Raw genomic sequence first — 15,718 nt, 5'->3', positions numbered from 1 at the left:
TTAATACAAATATTCCATAGATTTAATTCAGGAGCTAGTAAGTAACGTCTATAGACCCTCCTTGGTCTGATGAGTTCGCTATGACAGTATCGGGGGCCTTACATCGAAAAAGAGCACTAATCGCAGTCAAGACATGAAACTCGGTGCTCTCTACGATATTGTCTAGTAATCCGTATAACCATGATCACCTTCCATCTTATTTCTTGCTTGGAATGCGACTCACTGCAAGAGGAGCGAGCAAGTTAACATAGCGGCACGATGAAAGAGTCAGCCAAAGAAGCACAATAACGGTAGTGATCCAAATATCAGTGATCGAATGAAGAACTCGACCACAAAATGGATATATTTCAGCCAGAAATGGGAATATCTCTCTCGACATAGTACACTTTCCGATAGGGGGGTCGTAGCTCGACGCAGATAACTGAAGAAGCGCTTTTAGCTAACAGGGAGTATTTTTAGTCGCAGAATAGAATGTTTGTCCGGGAGCAGCGGGAGCGAGACGAAGAGCGGTAGCTAAAACGTTGATATGACGCAAATACCGCGCCAATAGCGCCAATTATATTAATCATGATTGGATAGTGGCTCTTGGTATGACAGACAGTAGCGGAAAAACGAGGCGGCGATTCTTGCAGGCAACGGGGGCTACCGCGGCAGTTGCATTAGCGGGTTGTTCCAGTGACTCGAACAGCGAAAGTTCAGGGAATGATACCTCAGGAAACGAAACAGGCACTGGAACCGAAAACGGCGGGGAAGGATTCCAAGGACTCGACAGTTATCCATACGGAGCCAACGAAACGCGGGTCGGAGAGGCCAAGCGAGTGATGGAAGAGGCCGGATACGGGCCGGATAACCGATTCGAGCTCAACTGGCTTCAGTACACTAGCCCAGCGTGGACCGAGATGGCGAATACGATTCGCGCACGGTTGGAGTCAGCCTATATAGACATGAATATTAATGAGGCTGACTTCAGCGCTCTAATCGATACGACCGAGAAGGGGGAGCATGAGGCGTATACACTCGGGTGGATCGCTGACTACCCGGGGGGGCAGAACTTCCTTCAGCTTGTTGACCCACCCAACACCATCTACGACGCAGATGGATATACTCCGAACGGCGCACGACTGTTCTGGTCGGAGGACGCAAAGGGTGATGCCTCCGTTCGGCAGTATATGATCGACCAGTTCGACCAGATCACTGACAACCCAGGTAACAGTGATTCTGCGGAGACTGCACGCAATGAAGCAGCAGTCCGAATGGAAGAAGGCCTCTGGGAATCTGCTGCACTGCTGCCGATTTACCATCAAGCATCACAGGTATTCTGGTACGACCGACTCGACTACAACCCACCTGGGGGTATGGGTGGGTCCCGATCGAAAGAAAACATTTCAGTGAACGGACTCGAAGGAAAAAGCCGTCTGGATACTATCTCGGCAACCTTCAGTACGCTTGACCCGATTGCTTCGGGGAACACTGCTAGTGGGGGTAAGATTATGAACATGTTCGACGCCCCCATGAACTACCAGAACGGGACGACAGAAGTCCAACCCCTCATTGTCGAGGATTATACCTCGAACGATGACCTGACGGAATACGAATTCACTCTTAAAGAGGGGATCCAGTTCCACGGCGACTATGGTGAGGTCACCGCCTCTGACGTCGTATACTCAATCCGGCGGCTCGTCGAATCTACGAACTCGACGAACACGTACTTCCCCATCTCCGTGCTAGATATTGCGCGCGAAACTGACGACGATGGGAATGTGGTTTCAGGATCTACTGGTGTTGAAGCAACGGGTGACTACACCTTCAAGATCACGCTGAACAACCCATTCACGTATGTCCTTCCGGTACTCGCGTACTCGGCGTTCTCCGTCGTTCCAGAGGGAATCGTTGGTGATATCGAGGGCTACGAGGGCGAGATGGGGTACGAGGAGTTCTCCACCTCTAATCCCATCGGCTGTGGTCCATTCCAGTTTGCGAACTGGGAATCCGGGAACGGTGGTTCGTTCTCTGCAGACCGTTTCGACGACTACCATGGACAGATGGCAGCAATCGAGGGGATTGACTCGGCGATTATCACGGACACAACAGCACGGTTCAATTACTTCTTGAACGGCAATGCGGACGTCGCTGCAATTCCAACTGCACAGTATAACCCGAACAAGGCCGACCTAGGACAAGCAGAAGGGGGACAAGCGACGGGTACGTATGGTCCACTCGAGAACGACCAGACGGTCAACATGGCTGAAACGTCCTCAATAAACACCTACTTCGTCGGGTTCCACATGGAGAAGGTGCCAAAGGCAGTCAGGCAGGCCATGGCATACGTCATCAATCAGGAGCAGTTCGTGAACAGTGTGTTTAAGGGACGCGGTAATGGTGCGTTCCATCTACAGCCGCCCCAGGTTTTCCCCGGCGGTGCAGAAGCCTATGAAAGCCACTGGCAAGGAAGTGGCAGCGGCAGTGGTGGTAGTGGTGGCAGTACCAGCAGCGGTAATAGCAGCGGTAATAGCAGCGGTAGCTAAGCCAACACTACTCCGACCGTATCGATATACTCAAATCCTCGACTACCAATCGGCCAATCAGACAGCGTTTGGCTGTGGGATTTAGCCCATCAGGTATTACAAAATGAAAACAATAGACTCACTGTCGAACTGTGTAGCTCCACCACAAGCTAGAGGTCGGGTTTCTGTGAGAGGTGTCACATGGGCGAAGTCCATAGTAGGTACTCTGGGCTTTGCCTGCCATCCCACAGCACCCGTAGAGGGTAGTAGTATCAAATGAATCGGCTCCTCTATCTCGTAAAGCGGTTGATTCTGGGCATACCCGTGATTCTATTCGGCCTGACAATGTCATTTCTAGTTATGTATTTGGGGCCACTTGACCCAGTACTATCGATACTTGGCCGAGACGCAAATCCAGAAGCAGCTCGTCAGTTGCGTATCGCACTCGGAATTGCCTATCCAGATGGATCACGAGTTCCGCTTTGGGACCAGTACTTCATGGTAATGACAGACCTGTTCACGCTGAATTTCGGCCAATCATGGGTCATTCAGCGGAACGTCCCAGTGGTTGATGTTATTCTTGGTCGAATGCCAGCGACATTGTGGCTGGGGTTCTGGTCTGTGGTCATCGCCATCGTGTTTGGGGTACCCATAGGGATCTATGCCGGAATTCGGGCAAACACGTGGGGCGACTACTTGGCCTCTGGAGGCGGTATCATCTGGCGAGCAATGCCCAACTTCTGGCTTGCTGTGATGATTGCTGGTAGTCTCTCTGCAGGTGGACTCCTCTCCTGGTATCGAGGGTTCTGGGTACGAACAGATGTTATCGGAACACCCGATGAAGTCGCCAATCTGTTCAACACGATAGACCTGTTCAACGGGGTCCCAGTACTGGACCTGCTATTCATTCCAGTGCCAAATATACAGAATATGGCGATAGCGTTTAAATGGATTCTTCCCGCAGCACTGGTGCTGGGTTCAGCATCGATGGGGAATGAGATCCGCATTGCTCGAACCGCGGTTCTCGAGAGCATCAACTCGAAGTATGTCGAGACAGCGAAGGCGAAAGGGCTCTCGACACGGCGAATTATCGCCAAGCACGTCGGTCGTAATGCCGTTGTGCCGCTTCTCCCCGTGATTATGAATGAGTTCTACCTGCTCATTGGCGGCTCAGTTCTCGTCGAACAGGTGTTCAGCATCAACGGCCTCGGGAATCTGTTTTTCCGGTCGATACTGGGCCCAGATATCCCGGTTGTAATGGCTCTCGTCTTCGTATTCGTCATTATTCAAGTGGTGCTGAACATCGCTCAGGACCTGCTCTATACGTTCATCGATCCGCGGATCGCATTGGAGGATGCTGACTAATCATGTGTGCAAATTCAACAAACGAAGCGACAAGAGGAGGCCCGTTCCAACGGGATGAGTCATCACTGCGAGCGCGTATCGCAGAAAATCCTAGGCCCGCGATTCGGTGGGCAACCGTTGCAGGATTACTGCTATTGGTGGAGCTGGGAGCATTCTTGGGAGGGGTACTAACCCTGCTGGATGCACTAGTCATGGGGATAACGGCATTCTTCGACGTCCTCATTGGGTTAGTGTCTCCTGGCGCTTCCCAGGCCATTGTGGGGGTGCAACAGGGGCTATCGAATGCGATTTCAGGATTTCGGGAGGTAGCAGAATCGCTCCCGACATTACTGAGCCGCCAGCTAATCCCGAATCAAGGCCACTTAGCTGGTGCTGATGGCCCCTGGGTTGGAACCTTCCTCGGTCTAGAGCCTGCGTTCGCGTGGGCACTCCGTGTGTTGCTGGTCCTTGTGTACGCACTGTTCGCCTTTTACTGGATATTCCAGGGCTGGCTCATTTACAGGAATAACTATCGACGTGCCAACTGGGCCCCTTCAGACGATATTGTTAATAAACTGAGAAATCACCGATGGGGGCAGTTTGGGATACTCATCGTCTTACTCTTCTTAACGATGGCGCTATTCGGATCCACCCTTAGTCCAACGACTGTTAGCCAGAATATCCAATCGCCATATGGGTCTGAGATCCAGTTCTACTCCGAGGAGAGCGGCCAAGTTGAATCAATTACGCCCGGAGACGCCAATTTCAACTCGAAGTCAAAGGGGGCAGGTGATCAGAACGTCGCTCCGTTCAGCTACGATCAGTACAACCGCTATCATCCGTTCGGGACCCTTCCAAACGGGAGAGACCTGTTCACATTTATGATGGGGGGAGCACGGATTACGCTCATTGTCGCAGGATTATCCATTGGCCTCAGTGCACTTCTCGCAATGGTGTTCTCGATGCTCTCTGCGTACTACAGCGGTAGTGTTGACCTCGGCATTCTTACCACGGCAGACGGTATTGTATCGGTACCACAGCTCCTACTGCTGATTATGGTAAGTGCAGTGTTTGCTAACCACTGGTTGGCAGGTGTTCTTGACGGAGGATTTTTACTTGCATTGATATTTGCGTTCACTGGATGGCCGGGGCTGTGGCGGGCAGTCCGAGGACCTGCCCTCCAAGTGGCCCAAGAAGAGTGGGTCGACGCCGCGAAAAGCTTCGGGCAGCGTCCACGCGTTATCATGCGAAAGCACATGTTCCCATATGTAATGGGCTACCTCCTGGTATACGCATCTATGTCAGTAGGAGGGATAATCATCGGACTCGCTGCGCTCTCGTTCCTGGGTAACGGTCTTGGAATCTCCCCACCGACTCCAGCCTGGGGACGGGCAATATCACAAGGCCAGAGCTACGTGGCAGGGCCGTCCTGGCACATTTCGCTGATTCCTGGACTGATGATCGTCATCCTCGTCACGGGATTGAATGCTCTCGGCGACGGACTTCGAGACGCAATCGACCCCGAAACTGAAAGCAGCACTGGAGAACAAGCCGCAGCAGGTGGAGGTGCATGATGCAGACAGACACGAGTCAAGGGAAAACCGAAGAAGAACTAAAGGAAGACACAGACGGGGAGCCTATCCTGTCAGTGAAAAACTTGCAAACAGTGTTCTACACTGATCGGGAGACAATTCGGGCTGTAGATGGGATTAGCTTCGACGTAAAGCAAGGGGAAACCGTCGGTATTGTAGGCGAATCAGGGTCTGGGAAGAGTGTGACTGCGCGGTCGCTCATGGGACTCATTGAAAGCCCAGGGAAGATACTATCTGGTTCATCAATCCAGTTTGATGGGAAGGAGCTAACAGAATATACAGATAAACAGTATCAGGAGATCCGAGGGAGTGGCCTTGGGATGGTGTTTCAGGATCCACAACAGTCGATGAATCCTGTCTACACCGTCGGAAACCAAATTATGGAAGCCCTCAGGTTCAACCAAGGGCTGCGTGGTGAAGAGGCCCGTGAGGAAGCGGTAAATCTTCTTGAATCCGTCGCGATCCCGGATGCATCACGCCGACTCAACGAGTATCCACACGAGTTTTCGGGCGGAATGCGCCAACGGGCCGTCATTGCGATGATGCTCGCCTGTGACCCAGACTTTCTCATCTGCGACGAGCCAACCACGGCGCTGGACGTAACAATTCAGGCGCAGATTCTCGATTTACTCGGGGAGCTGCAAGAGGAGCGTGGGCTTTCAATCCTGTTCATCACTCACGACATGGGGGTGATCGCCGAAATAGCGGATCGCGTTAACGTCATGTATGCAGGAGAGATCGTGGAAACGGCACCAGTAGAAGAACTGTTCGCAAACCCCCGTCACCCCTACACACAAGGGTTGCTTGACGCGATACCAGGCGAACGGTCCGGCAATGAACGGCTCCGGACGATTGAGGGGGATGTCCCAACGCCGAATGAGCCAGCCACCTATTGTCGGTTCGCACCACGATGTCCAGAAGCATTCGACGCGTGCGACCAAGTTCACCCAGAGCACGTACAAGTAGGTGAAAGCGATGAGCATACCGCGGCATGTCTGCTTTACCCCAGCGATAAAGACGAGGAATCTCGCGTAGCACATCACCGATCACTTGGAGCCGATTCTACCACGGAGAGTGATACAGTATGAGCAAGACAACTGGCCAATCAGACCTTGAGCAACGTACACAGAGCGAAACGCTACTCGAAGTGCGGAATCTCAAAAAATACTATGGTGGAGATGGGTTCTTTGCCGATGCTCCTGTGAAGGCAGTCAATGACGTTAGCTTCCAAATCAAAGAGGGTGAGACCTTTGGATTAGTCGGCGAATCTGGGTCGGGAAAGAGCACTCTCGGAAGGACTCTCATCCAATTGGAGACTGCTACAGAAGGCGAGATATTATTCGATGGGACAGATGTTACGTCGCTCAGCGGTTCTGAGTTGAAGGAATGGCGTCGAAACGCTCAGATGGTCTTCCAGGACCCTGAATCGAGCCTCAACGACCGGATGACGGTCGGTGAAATTATCCAAGAGCCACTAGACGCCCATGGTTGGGAGACAAAGCAAGAACGTCGTCAGCGCGTAGTCGAGCTTCTGTCACAGGTCGGTCTTCGAAAGGAGCACTACTTTCGATATCCACACCAGTTCTCTGGAGGACAGCGACAACGAGTTGGTATTGCGCGGGCACTAGCGCTTGAGCCGGAGTTCGTAGTTCTGGACGAACCCGTAAGTGCGCTCGACGTTAGTGTTCAGGCGAAAATCATCACGTTGCTCGAGGACTTACAGGACGAGTTCGACCTGACGTATCTCTTCATCGCCCACGACCTATCTGTAATTCGCCATATTTGTGACCGGGTTGCAGTGATGTACCTTGGAAAGATTATGGAGCTCGGAGAGACCGAGGAGCTTTACAACGATCCAGAGAATCCGTATACCCAATCGCTTCTGTCGGCAATCCCTCGACCAGATCCAACAGCCTCCCGAGAGCGCATTATGTTACCTGGGACGCCGCCCAGTCCACGGGACCCCCCCAAAGGTTGCCAATTTGCGACGCGCTGTCCCGCTAAGATTCGACCGCCGGAATACGAACACCTCGATAGCGAGGTGTGGGATGCAATCGAGCGGTTCCGTGAAGTTATCCGAGAACGTTCACGAATTGAGTTGGGGACATCCGATCGAGTCAGACGCCGGTTAGGCCTGTTCTCGAGATACGACGACATAGAGGAAGCATATGAAGATCTCTTCAGGCAACTTGATTTGCCAAACGACGTGAACGAACCTCTGCAAACCGCAGTCGAACAGGTGAAAGACGGACGCCCAAGAGATGCGCGACAACATCTCCACAATACGTTTGGCAGCGTCTGCGATAATGAGCGTCCGGAGTTCCATACAGTGAGTGAAACAGGCCGTCAGAGCTATTGCCATCGACATATGTCGGAGTATGAGGACGTCGAACCAGTCCTTGCCCGGCGGATCGATGAGGAATAGTCGACGAGAGCTGAAGGTAATTGAGTTTACCCTCTGGGTAGGCACTGTGGCCGGAGGAATCATTGCGTTCAGTGCCGTCCTGTCGTTTCTTTTCGGTGACGGGCTACTTACCCTCAAGTACGTATTGTTCGTTATTGGAGTGCTCATGTTCGGCGTTGGGAGTTTCGGTATCCAACCGGAGCGACCCCACAAAAACAAGAAGCTACTCACCACGGACAACGATACAGAATACGCGTTCGAAGAGCGAATACAAGACGCGCTTCCCTCAGACGAAGATAGACTGCTTCTTGAAGAGCGAATCAGCAGAGATACGAAGATATTCGTCGCGAGTATCATCGTATTGGGAGTATCGTTGTTTCTTGAGGCTGGAATTGGCATTTCGAGTTGAGCGACGTTGCCTCGGTGTGGAACAGGCAATACCTCGCCCATCATAGACAGTATGAACAACTACTAGATCTTCGGAAACTCCATCCCCCAATCATAGCAACCGAGTTCTCGCATCCTTTATTGGAATCCATCCTTTGACAGAGGTATGGTTGGAGAGAATCCAGAACACGGCGGTCATGATAGACTCGAACGAGTTGGCGACCCCGATACGGTGAGGGATGGGGTCGAGCAGATGCTCGCCGACACAAAAGCAATGATAGCTGATCGGGAGCAAAACGGGTATGAAACATTATTGTTATCTGCTGGGGACACAACCCCAAAGAACCCGACATCGGGGAAAACTGATGAGTGGGGACTCACGTACATCATTTCAGGTGACAAAGAAGAGTCACTTTTAGAGTTTGACTCACGCGCAGATTTCGATGAGACGATAGTTTACCAGAAAATTCAATCAAATAATGTCTTTATCGTAATTGAGCGTATCGATACTGATCAACAGCTATCATTATTCATTTCAGGAACATACCGGATGCAGTTCGCCTCAGAGATGGTTCGGACATCCATGGAACGAGGGGAGATGCATTCGCATATAAAGAAACTCGATGGGACATCACTCGTCTCCTACCGATATGACGAACCAGAGAAGTTTTTCCCAGACCCAGACCGATACTATCAATTCGAAACGAACGGTCAGTAACGTGTTTCCGTACTCAGAGTCGGAGTACGTCGTTAGGCACGGGGGAGATGGACAGCAATAGCTCTTCCACACTCATTATTGTCACTAGAGACATCAGTACAAGCAATTGAATGATGTCTAGCTAACGGCTGTGTGAGCGGTCGCCGTGGATGTGCAACGCCTTTGTACGCGGGCGGAGTCAGGGTGACACATGAACGTCGCAGACGCCATGACGCCGGGCGACGACGTCGTGACGGTGTCGCTACCGGGCAACCGCGACGACGCGCTGGAGTATCTCCGCACCGGTGAGTTCTCCTCCGTCGCCGTCGTGAAACCGAACGACGAGGGCGAGGTGTTCCGGGGACTCGTCTCCCGGGAGGGCCTCATCAACAACCCCGACGAGGACCAGCTCGCACTGCTCGTCGAGGACGGTCCGACCATCGGCAGCGACGCCTCGCTGGAGGACCTCGCCGCGGTGATGCGCGACCACGAGGCCCGACGGGTCCCCGTCGTCGACGGCGACACGCTGGAGGGAATCGTCACCATCACGGACGTCGTCCGTGCCATCGCGGAGGGCGACGCCGACGGCGACAGCGAAGTCGGCGACCTGGCGACGACGGCCATCAACTGCGTCTACGCCGAGACGCCGCTGGCCGTGGTCGAGCGGGAACTGTCGTACGCGGACGTCCCGTACGGTCTCGTCGTCGACGAGGACGACGACGGCGTCGACACCGTCGGCATCATCACCGAGGCCGACATCATCGAGGTGGCCGAGGTCGTCGAGGGCGAGGGCGAGACGGGCGACTCCATCGCCGACGAGGACGACGACTGGAAGTGGGAGGGCATCAAGGCGGTCGGCAACCGCTACATCCCGACCCGTGACGTGGAGTTCCCCGAGGGCACCGCCGCGGAGTTCATGAGCGACGACATGGTGACGCTCTCGCGGAAGAAGACCGCCCAGCACGCCGCGCGACAGATGCTGAAACACGACATCGAGCAGATTCCGCTGATGAGCGGCAGCGAACTCGTGGGCATCGTCCAGGACATGGACCTCCTGAAGTCGCTATGAGCGACGGCGCCGACCTGATGGAACTCGCCAAGCGCCGCGGCTTCTTCTTCCAGGGCAGCGAGGCGTACGGCGGCGTCGCGGGATTCTACACCTACGGCCCACAGGGTGCGAGCCTGAAGGCGAACGTCGAGGACGCCTGGCGCGACCGGTTCGTCACCCGCGAGGGCCACATGGAGATCGACGCCCCCACCATCATGCCCGAACCGGTCTTCGAGGCGTCGGGCCACCTCGACGGCTTCGACGACATGATCGTCGAGTGCCCCGAGTGCGGCGAGTCCCACCGCGCCGACCACCTCGTCGAGGACGCGACGGACGTCGAGGACGCCGAGAGCCTCCCGACCGACCAGGTGGAGGCGCTCATCGCGGACAACGATATCACGTGTCCCTCCTGCGGTGCGCCGCTGGCGGGCGTCGACGTGTCGGCGTTCAACCTGATGTTCGAGACGGACATCGGTCCCGGCTCCTCACAGCCCGGCTACCTCCGCCCGGAGACCGCCCAGGGCATCTTCGTGGAGTTCTCCCGGCTGAAGGAGTACGCCCGGAACCAGTTGCCGTTCGGCGTCGCACAGGTCGGCCGCGCCTACCGCAACGAGATATCGCCGCGACGCGGCCTCGTCCGCGTCCGGGAGTTCACGCAGGCCGAACTGGAGCACTTCGTCGACCCCGAGGCCGACGAGCCACCCCTCGACCGCGTTCGGGACGTGGAACTCCCCCTCTACTCCGCGGAAGCCCAGCAGGGCGACGGCGGCATCGAGACGACGACCGTCGGCGAGGCCGTCGACGAGGGTATCATCACGAGCGACTGGGTGGCGTTCTACCTCGGCGTGGCCCGCGACTGGTACGAGCGCATCGGCGTCGACATGGACCGCTTCCGGTACCGCCAGCACCTTCCCGGCGAACTCGCCCACTACGCGAGCGACTGCTGGGACGCCGAGGCCGAGATAGACGGCAACTGGATCGAGATAACGGGCTTCGCCTACCGCGGCGACTACGACCTCTCGAAGCACGCGAAGTACGCCGACGCCGACTTCACCGTGTTCCAGCAGTACGACGACCCCGTCACCGTCGAGCGAGCGGTCGTCGAGCCGGACATGAGCGTCCTCGGCCCCGAGTTCGGTGGCGCTGCCGGAGCCATCGCGGAGGAACTCGACCGGATGGCTGCGGCGGGCGACGAGCAGTTCGACGACCTGAGCGACGCGGACACCGTCGAGGTGACCGTCGACGTTCGCGAGACGCGAAGCGACTCGCGAGCCAACCAGAACGCGGAGCGTTCTGGTGACGACGAGACGTACGCCGTCCCCGCCGACGCCCTCGACTACCGCGTCGAGGAGGTGACGGAGGCGGGCGAGCACGTCACGCCCCACGTCGTCGAGCCGTCGTTCGGCGTCGACAGGCTGGTGTACACCGTCCTCGACCACGCGCTCCGGACCGACGAGGTCGACGACGAGGAGCGGTCGTACCTCGCCGTCCCACCGGAGGTCGCCCCGACGACGGTCGGTGTCTTCCCGCTGATGAGCAAGGACGGCATGGACGACCGGGCGCGCGACCTCGCCGCCACGCTCCGGCAGGCGGGGCTGAGCGTCGCCTACGACGACTCCGGTGCCATCGGTCGGCGCTACCGACGACAGGACGAGGTCGGCACGCCCTACGGCGTCACCGTCGACTACCAGACGCTGGAGGAAGAGACCGTCACGCTCCGCGACCGGGACTCGACCGACCAGGTCCGCCTCCCGGTCGACGACCTGCCCGCCGCTATCGCCGACCTCCGTACCGGCGGTGCGCTGGCCGACTGGGGCGACCCCGTCGAGTAGCGTCGTGGTCCTGCCCGCCGAGGTCCAGCGCCGACTCGTCCACGCGACCGGCGCTGGCATCCCCATCACGTACCTCCTGTTCGACATCCCGTGGCGCTGGGTCCAGGCAGCCTGGACCGTCTGTGCCCTTCTGGGGCTCGTTCTCGAAGCGCTGCGACTGTCGGGAGCCGTCCAGTGGCGCATCTTCGACACCCTCACCCGCGAGTACGAGCAGGACAACCTCGCGGGGTACGCGCTGTACCTCCTCTCGATGGCGGGCGTCGCGTGGCTGTTCCCGCCGAGTGCCGTCGAGGGCGCGGCCGTCGCGGGGATGCTGATGCTCGCGCTCGGCGACCCGGTCAGCGGGTTGCTCGGGTCGGGCGAACTCCAGTCGGTGAAGGGGTGGCCCGTCCTCGTCGCGATGTTCGCGGTCTGTCTCGCCATCGCGCTGGGCGTCGGCCTGGCTCCAATCCCGGCCGTCGCGGGCGCGGCGGCCGCGACGCTCGCCGACGGCGTCAAACCCGTCGTCGCCACCTACGTCATCGACGACAACCTCACCATCCCCCCGGCCGCGGCCGTCGGCGTCGCGCTGGGGTGGCTCGTCGTCGGGATGGCCTGACGGGACCGGCGACCCCACCAGAACCGACGAGCACACCGTGGTGAACGAACGAATCTCCAGTGATCGCCGAATCGAGTGGTCGCCGTATCGTGTTCTCCAGTCGAAACGAAGGGCTTCGTGACCCACTCGTGGAGGCGTCGTCACCGAGAGACGTTCGGAGCGCGGCGCTCAGAAACAGCGAGTCACAGCCAGTGTCGTCAGCCAGTTGTCTGACGTACGGCAGCCGGATAGCAGACAGTCCGGCGAGTGGGACTGTCCGACATCCGTCAGCCACTCGACCGACGTGCGTCTTCAAACGGCGTCAGACGCTGGTCTGACGGTTCCGTCATCGGTGAGCGTCAGACGTCGCCTAGTGTCACGGTTCTGCACTCGAAGTGAAGGGGTTGGGAACATCCCCCGTGACATCGACCCGGGAGGGAGCCATCACGGGGCCGAACCGGATTGCTGCGTCGGGCCGACGCGCCGAGGCACGTTTTATACCTCGCCGACTGCTCGATTCGGCTATGACCGTCTACGAGAGCGACCTGCCGGGCGTCGGCAAGAAGTTCGAGGTGGAACTCGACGGCGAGTCGCGCCTCGTCATCGTCATCCACAACACCGGGAGACGTGAGCTGTTCCTCCGCGAATCCGAGGACGCGGACGCAGAGAAGCTGTTCGGACTCTCGGACCGTCTCGCTCGACAGGTCGGGACCATCATGGAGGGGGCGTACTTCCAGCCCATCCGCACCGAGAGCATCGACACCGTCCTCTCCGACGACACGCTCATCGAGTGGGCGAAGGTCCAGCCCGAATCGCCGCTGGTGGGGAAGACGCTCGCCGAGACCACCCTGCGACAGGACCTCGGCATCTCCGTCATCGCCATCCAGCGCGGCGAGAATACCATCGAGAACCCCGCTGCCGACACGGACATCCGTGCAGACGACACGCTCGTCGTCCTCGGGTCGCGCGACGCGTGTCGGCAACTCGACGACGTCGTCACCGGAGGCGAAACCGAGGACGGAGACGAGGACGTGGATGGCTGAGGGCACGACGCTGCTCGCCGTCGGCGCGATGTTCCTCGCGCTCGTCCTCGCGGGGGTCGTCGCCCGTCGACTCGGCGTGTCGGTCATCCCACTCTACATCGTCGCGGGTATCGGCGTCGGCGAACTGGCGACCCGTGTCCTCCCGGAGACGACGCCGCTGGTCCCTCAACCGACGAGCGAGTTCGTCGCGCTCGGTGCGGAGCTGGGCATCGTCTTCCTGCTGTTCTTCCTCGGCCTGGAGTTCAGCGTCGAGCGCCTGCTGGCGAGTCGCGACCGAATCCTCTCGGCGGGCGTGCTCGACCTGGGGGTGAACTTCCCCGTCGGGATGGCCATCGGCCTGGTCGCGGGCTGGTCGCTCACCGAGGCGTTCGTCCTCGGCGGCGTCGTCTACATCTCCTCGAGTGCCGTCATCACCAAGTCGCTCATCGACCTGGGGTGGATCGCCAACGCGGAGTCCGAACCGATGCTCGGGACGCTCGTCTTCGAGGACCTCTTCATCGCGCTCTACCTCGCGGTGCTGTCGGCCGTCGTCCTCGGCGGCGGTGACCTCGCGACGGCCGTGGAGGGTGTCGGTGTCGCCGCCGCCTTCCTGCTGGTGTTGGTCGTCGGCGTCGTGAAGGGTGGAGCGCTGTTCGCGCGCTACCTCGCGGTCGACTCGAACGAACTGTTCGTGTTGCGCGCGGTGGCGGTGGCGACGCTCGTCGGCGGTATCGCGCTCGAACTCGGCGTCAGCGAGGCCGTCGCCGCCTTCTTCATCGGGATGGGCTTCTCGAGCACGCGCCACCTCGAACCGCTCGAACGCCTGCTTGCGCCGATTCGAGACGTGTTCGCGGCGGTGTTCTTCTTCTACATCGGGCTGACGACCCAGCTAGCGCTCGTCGGTGGGGTCGTCGGCCTCCTCGCCGTCGCCGTCGTGCTGACGACGCTGTCGAAACTCGTCTCGGGCTACGCGACGGGCCGTCGGGTGTACGACCTCGACCACCGCCGCTCGGTGCGCGTCGCCGCCGGGATGGTCACCCGCGGGGAGTTCTCGCTCATCATCGCGGCGCTGGTCGCCGGGGCTGCCTCACCGGTGCTCGCCGAGACGGTTCCGGCGTTCGCCGTCGGCTACGTCCTCGTGATGAGCGTCCTCGGCACGCTGGCGATGCAGTACGCCGACCGACTCGCGGGGCTGATTCCAGCGTCGTCGTAGTCCTGCGGGGAGCCGGGTGGGCTGTCCCGAGGAGACGGCTACCGGAACCGCCGTCGCGGAACGCAACACGGAACGGGGACCCCCGCGAACCGACACGCAGTGAGCGTCGTCTCGAACCTCGGCTACCTGCTCGTCGTTCTCTGTCTCGGCGTCGCCGGGCGGTCCGCCGGCCTCCTGACCGAGACCCGGACGGACCTGCTCACCACCTTCGCCTTCTACGTCGCACTCCCCGCCCTCGTGTTCGGTTCCACAGCCTCGAAGTCGCTCGACGAGGTGCTCGAACCGCGCCTCGTCGTCGGGTTCTGGGCGGTGCTGTTCCTCGTCGCGGCCGTCGCCTGGGTCGTCCACCGACGCGAGTCCTCGCCCGCCAGGCGGAGCGTCGCCGTCGTCCAGTCGTACCACTGCAACCTCGGCTTCCTCGGCCTGCCCATCGTCGACGCGGCGTTCGGGGGGAGCGTGACCGCGAAGGCGAGCCTCGTCCTCGGCGTCGGGGCGCTGACGCAGGTCCCCCTCACGCTCGCGGTGTTCGCCTTCCTCACCGACACGGACACGCCGCTCCGAACCGAACTCCGGGGGTACCTCACCAACCCCGTCCTGCTCTCGCTCGTCGCCGGACTGGGCGCTGCGGCGCTCGGCGTGTCGATTCCGGGGACGGTCTCGGCCGGTCTCGGAGCGGTGGCGGACCTCGCGCTCCCGGCCGCCCTCGTCGCCATCGGTGCGTCGCTGTCGCTGGAGCGCGAGTCGGTCGACCTCCCGACGGTCGGGTCGGTGCTGGTCGTCAAGATGTTCGTGATGCCCGCCGTCGCGCTCCTGACGTTCTGGGCGCTCTCTGCGGACCTCTCGACGACCCGAGCGGGCGTGCTGATGCTCGCGATGCCGACGGCCGTCTCGACGTTCGTCTACGCGACCGAACTCGGCGGCGACGCCGACCTCGCCTCGGCGAACGTGTTCGTCACCACCGTCGCGTCGGTCGTCACCGTCCTCGCCGTCCTGCAGTTCGTCGGCTGAGTGTCGACCGAGCGACGGCCGAGCGTCCGGCAGGGCCAGCGGGACGTCGGTTCACTTTCACCCCGATACGCGAACCCTTAACCACGAACG

General features: G+C 59.0%; 13 protein-coding genes. All 13 read left to right on the top strand.

Annotation, left to right across the window (positions count from 1 at the left end; translation table 11 throughout):
- Positions 1-590: 590 nt before the first annotated feature.
- The 13 genes from MX571_RS03930 to MX571_RS03870 all read left to right on the top strand — a co-directional run bounded on the left by MX571_RS03930 (position 591) and on the right by MX571_RS03870 (position 15,628).
- Positions 591-2,525 carry an ABC transporter substrate-binding protein gene (locus MX571_RS03930; RefSeq protein ID WP_247414278.1) on the top strand — a complete coding sequence of 645 codons (1,935 nt, stop codon included), beginning with the start codon at positions 591-593 and terminating at the stop codon, positions 2,523-2,525.
- Positions 2,526-2,780: 255 nt separating this feature from the next.
- Complete coding sequence (locus MX571_RS03925) at positions 2,781-3,869, top strand: ABC transporter permease (RefSeq protein ID WP_247414277.1); 1,089 nt, start codon at positions 2,781-2,783, stop codon at positions 3,867-3,869.
- A 2-nt stretch (positions 3,870-3,871) separates the two neighbouring features.
- Entirely contained in the window at positions 3,872-5,422 is a 1,551-nt protein-coding gene (locus tag MX571_RS03920) for an ABC transporter permease (protein WP_247414276.1), read from the top strand.
- On the top strand, positions 5,419-6,528 hold the full coding sequence (locus MX571_RS03915; protein WP_379750937.1) for an ABC transporter ATP-binding protein: 1,110 nt from the start codon (positions 5,419-5,421) through the stop codon (positions 6,526-6,528). Before MX571_RS03920 ends, MX571_RS03915 begins: the two co-directional genes overlap by 4 nt.
- Positions 6,525-7,865 (top strand): ABC transporter ATP-binding protein, encoded by a 1,341-nt coding sequence (locus MX571_RS03910; RefSeq protein ID WP_247414275.1) that lies wholly within the window; start codon positions 6,525-6,527, stop codon positions 7,863-7,865. Before MX571_RS03915 ends, MX571_RS03910 begins: the two co-directional genes overlap by 4 nt.
- Positions 7,819-8,253 carry a DUF7555 family protein gene (locus MX571_RS03905; RefSeq protein ID WP_438267222.1) on the top strand — a complete coding sequence of 145 codons (435 nt, stop codon included), beginning with the start codon at positions 7,819-7,821 and terminating at the stop codon, positions 8,251-8,253. Before MX571_RS03910 ends, MX571_RS03905 begins: the two co-directional genes overlap by 47 nt.
- Before the next feature lie 144 nt (positions 8,254-8,397).
- Positions 8,398-8,949, top strand: a complete 552-nt coding sequence (locus MX571_RS03900; RefSeq protein WP_247414273.1) for a DUF7529 family protein — start codon at positions 8,398-8,400, stop codon at positions 8,947-8,949.
- 190 nt (positions 8,950-9,139) lie between these two features.
- A complete protein-coding gene (locus tag MX571_RS03895) occupies positions 9,140-9,997 on the top strand; it encodes a CBS domain-containing protein (protein WP_247414272.1) in 858 nt (285 codons plus the stop codon).
- Positions 9,994-11,808 (top strand): glycine--tRNA ligase, encoded by a 1,815-nt coding sequence (gene glyS, locus MX571_RS03890; RefSeq protein ID WP_247414271.1) that lies wholly within the window; start codon positions 9,994-9,996, stop codon positions 11,806-11,808. Before MX571_RS03895 ends, glyS begins: the two co-directional genes overlap by 4 nt.
- A gap of 10 nt (positions 11,809-11,818) precedes the next feature.
- Positions 11,819-12,406 carry a diacylglycerol/polyprenol kinase family protein gene (locus tag MX571_RS03885; RefSeq protein WP_247418425.1) on the top strand — a complete coding sequence of 196 codons (588 nt, stop codon included), beginning with the start codon at positions 11,819-11,821 and terminating at the stop codon, positions 12,404-12,406.
- Positions 12,407-12,909: 503 nt separating this feature from the next.
- Positions 12,910-13,428, top strand: coding sequence for a cation:proton antiporter regulatory subunit (locus tag MX571_RS03880; RefSeq protein ID WP_247414270.1), 519 nt, complete (start codon positions 12,910-12,912; stop codon positions 13,426-13,428).
- Positions 13,421-14,620, top strand: coding sequence for a cation:proton antiporter (locus tag MX571_RS03875; RefSeq protein ID WP_247414269.1), 1,200 nt, complete (start codon positions 13,421-13,423; stop codon positions 14,618-14,620). The genes MX571_RS03880 and MX571_RS03875 overlap by 8 nt, the downstream gene beginning before the upstream one ends.
- 99 nt (positions 14,621-14,719) lie before the next feature.
- On the top strand, positions 14,720-15,628 hold the full coding sequence (locus tag MX571_RS03870) for an AEC family transporter (protein WP_247414268.1): 909 nt from the start codon (positions 14,720-14,722) through the stop codon (positions 15,626-15,628).
- The last annotated feature ends 90 nt before the right edge of the window (positions 15,629-15,718 follow it).

Origin of the sequence: Halomarina salina (assembly GCF_023074835.1) — an archaeon.
In the GTDB taxonomy this organism is placed as follows: domain Archaea; phylum Halobacteriota; class Halobacteria; order Halobacteriales; family Haloarculaceae; genus Halomarina; species Halomarina salina.
Note: the sequence above shows the minus strand (reverse complement) of the source record. Positions and strands in the feature narration are given on the sequence as shown.

What these genes read in the sequence shown, in the direction of transcription:
- MX571_RS03920 (WP_247414276.1), top strand. Translation starts at nt 3,872, where the DNA reads ATGTGTGCAAATTCAACAAACGAAGCGACAAGAGGAGGCCCGTTCCAA.
- MX571_RS03925 (WP_247414277.1), top strand. Translation starts at nt 2,781, where the DNA reads ATGAATCGGCTCCTCTATCTCGTAAAGCGGTTGATTCTGGGCATACCC.
- MX571_RS03915 (WP_379750937.1), top strand. Translation starts at nt 5,419, where the DNA reads ATGATGCAGACAGACACGAGTCAAGGGAAAACCGAAGAAGAACTAAAG.
- MX571_RS03880 (WP_247414270.1), top strand. Translation starts at nt 12,910, where the DNA reads ATGACCGTCTACGAGAGCGACCTGCCGGGCGTCGGCAAGAAGTTCGAG.
- MX571_RS03895 (WP_247414272.1), top strand. Translation starts at nt 9,140, where the DNA reads ATGAACGTCGCAGACGCCATGACGCCGGGCGACGACGTCGTGACGGTG.
- MX571_RS03905 (WP_438267222.1), top strand. Translation starts at nt 7,819, where the DNA reads ATGAGGACGTCGAACCAGTCCTTGCCCGGCGGATCGATGAGGAATAGT.
- glyS (WP_247414271.1), top strand. Translation starts at nt 9,994, where the DNA reads ATGAGCGACGGCGCCGACCTGATGGAACTCGCCAAGCGCCGCGGCTTC.
- MX571_RS03900 (WP_247414273.1), top strand. Translation starts at nt 8,398, where the DNA reads ATGGTTGGAGAGAATCCAGAACACGGCGGTCATGATAGACTCGAACGA.
- MX571_RS03930 (WP_247414278.1), top strand. Translation starts at nt 591, where the DNA reads ATGACAGACAGTAGCGGAAAAACGAGGCGGCGATTCTTGCAGGCAACG.
- MX571_RS03910 (WP_247414275.1), top strand. Translation starts at nt 6,525, where the DNA reads ATGAGCAAGACAACTGGCCAATCAGACCTTGAGCAACGTACACAGAGC.
- MX571_RS03875 (WP_247414269.1), top strand. Translation starts at nt 13,421, where the DNA reads ATGGCTGAGGGCACGACGCTGCTCGCCGTCGGCGCGATGTTCCTCGCG.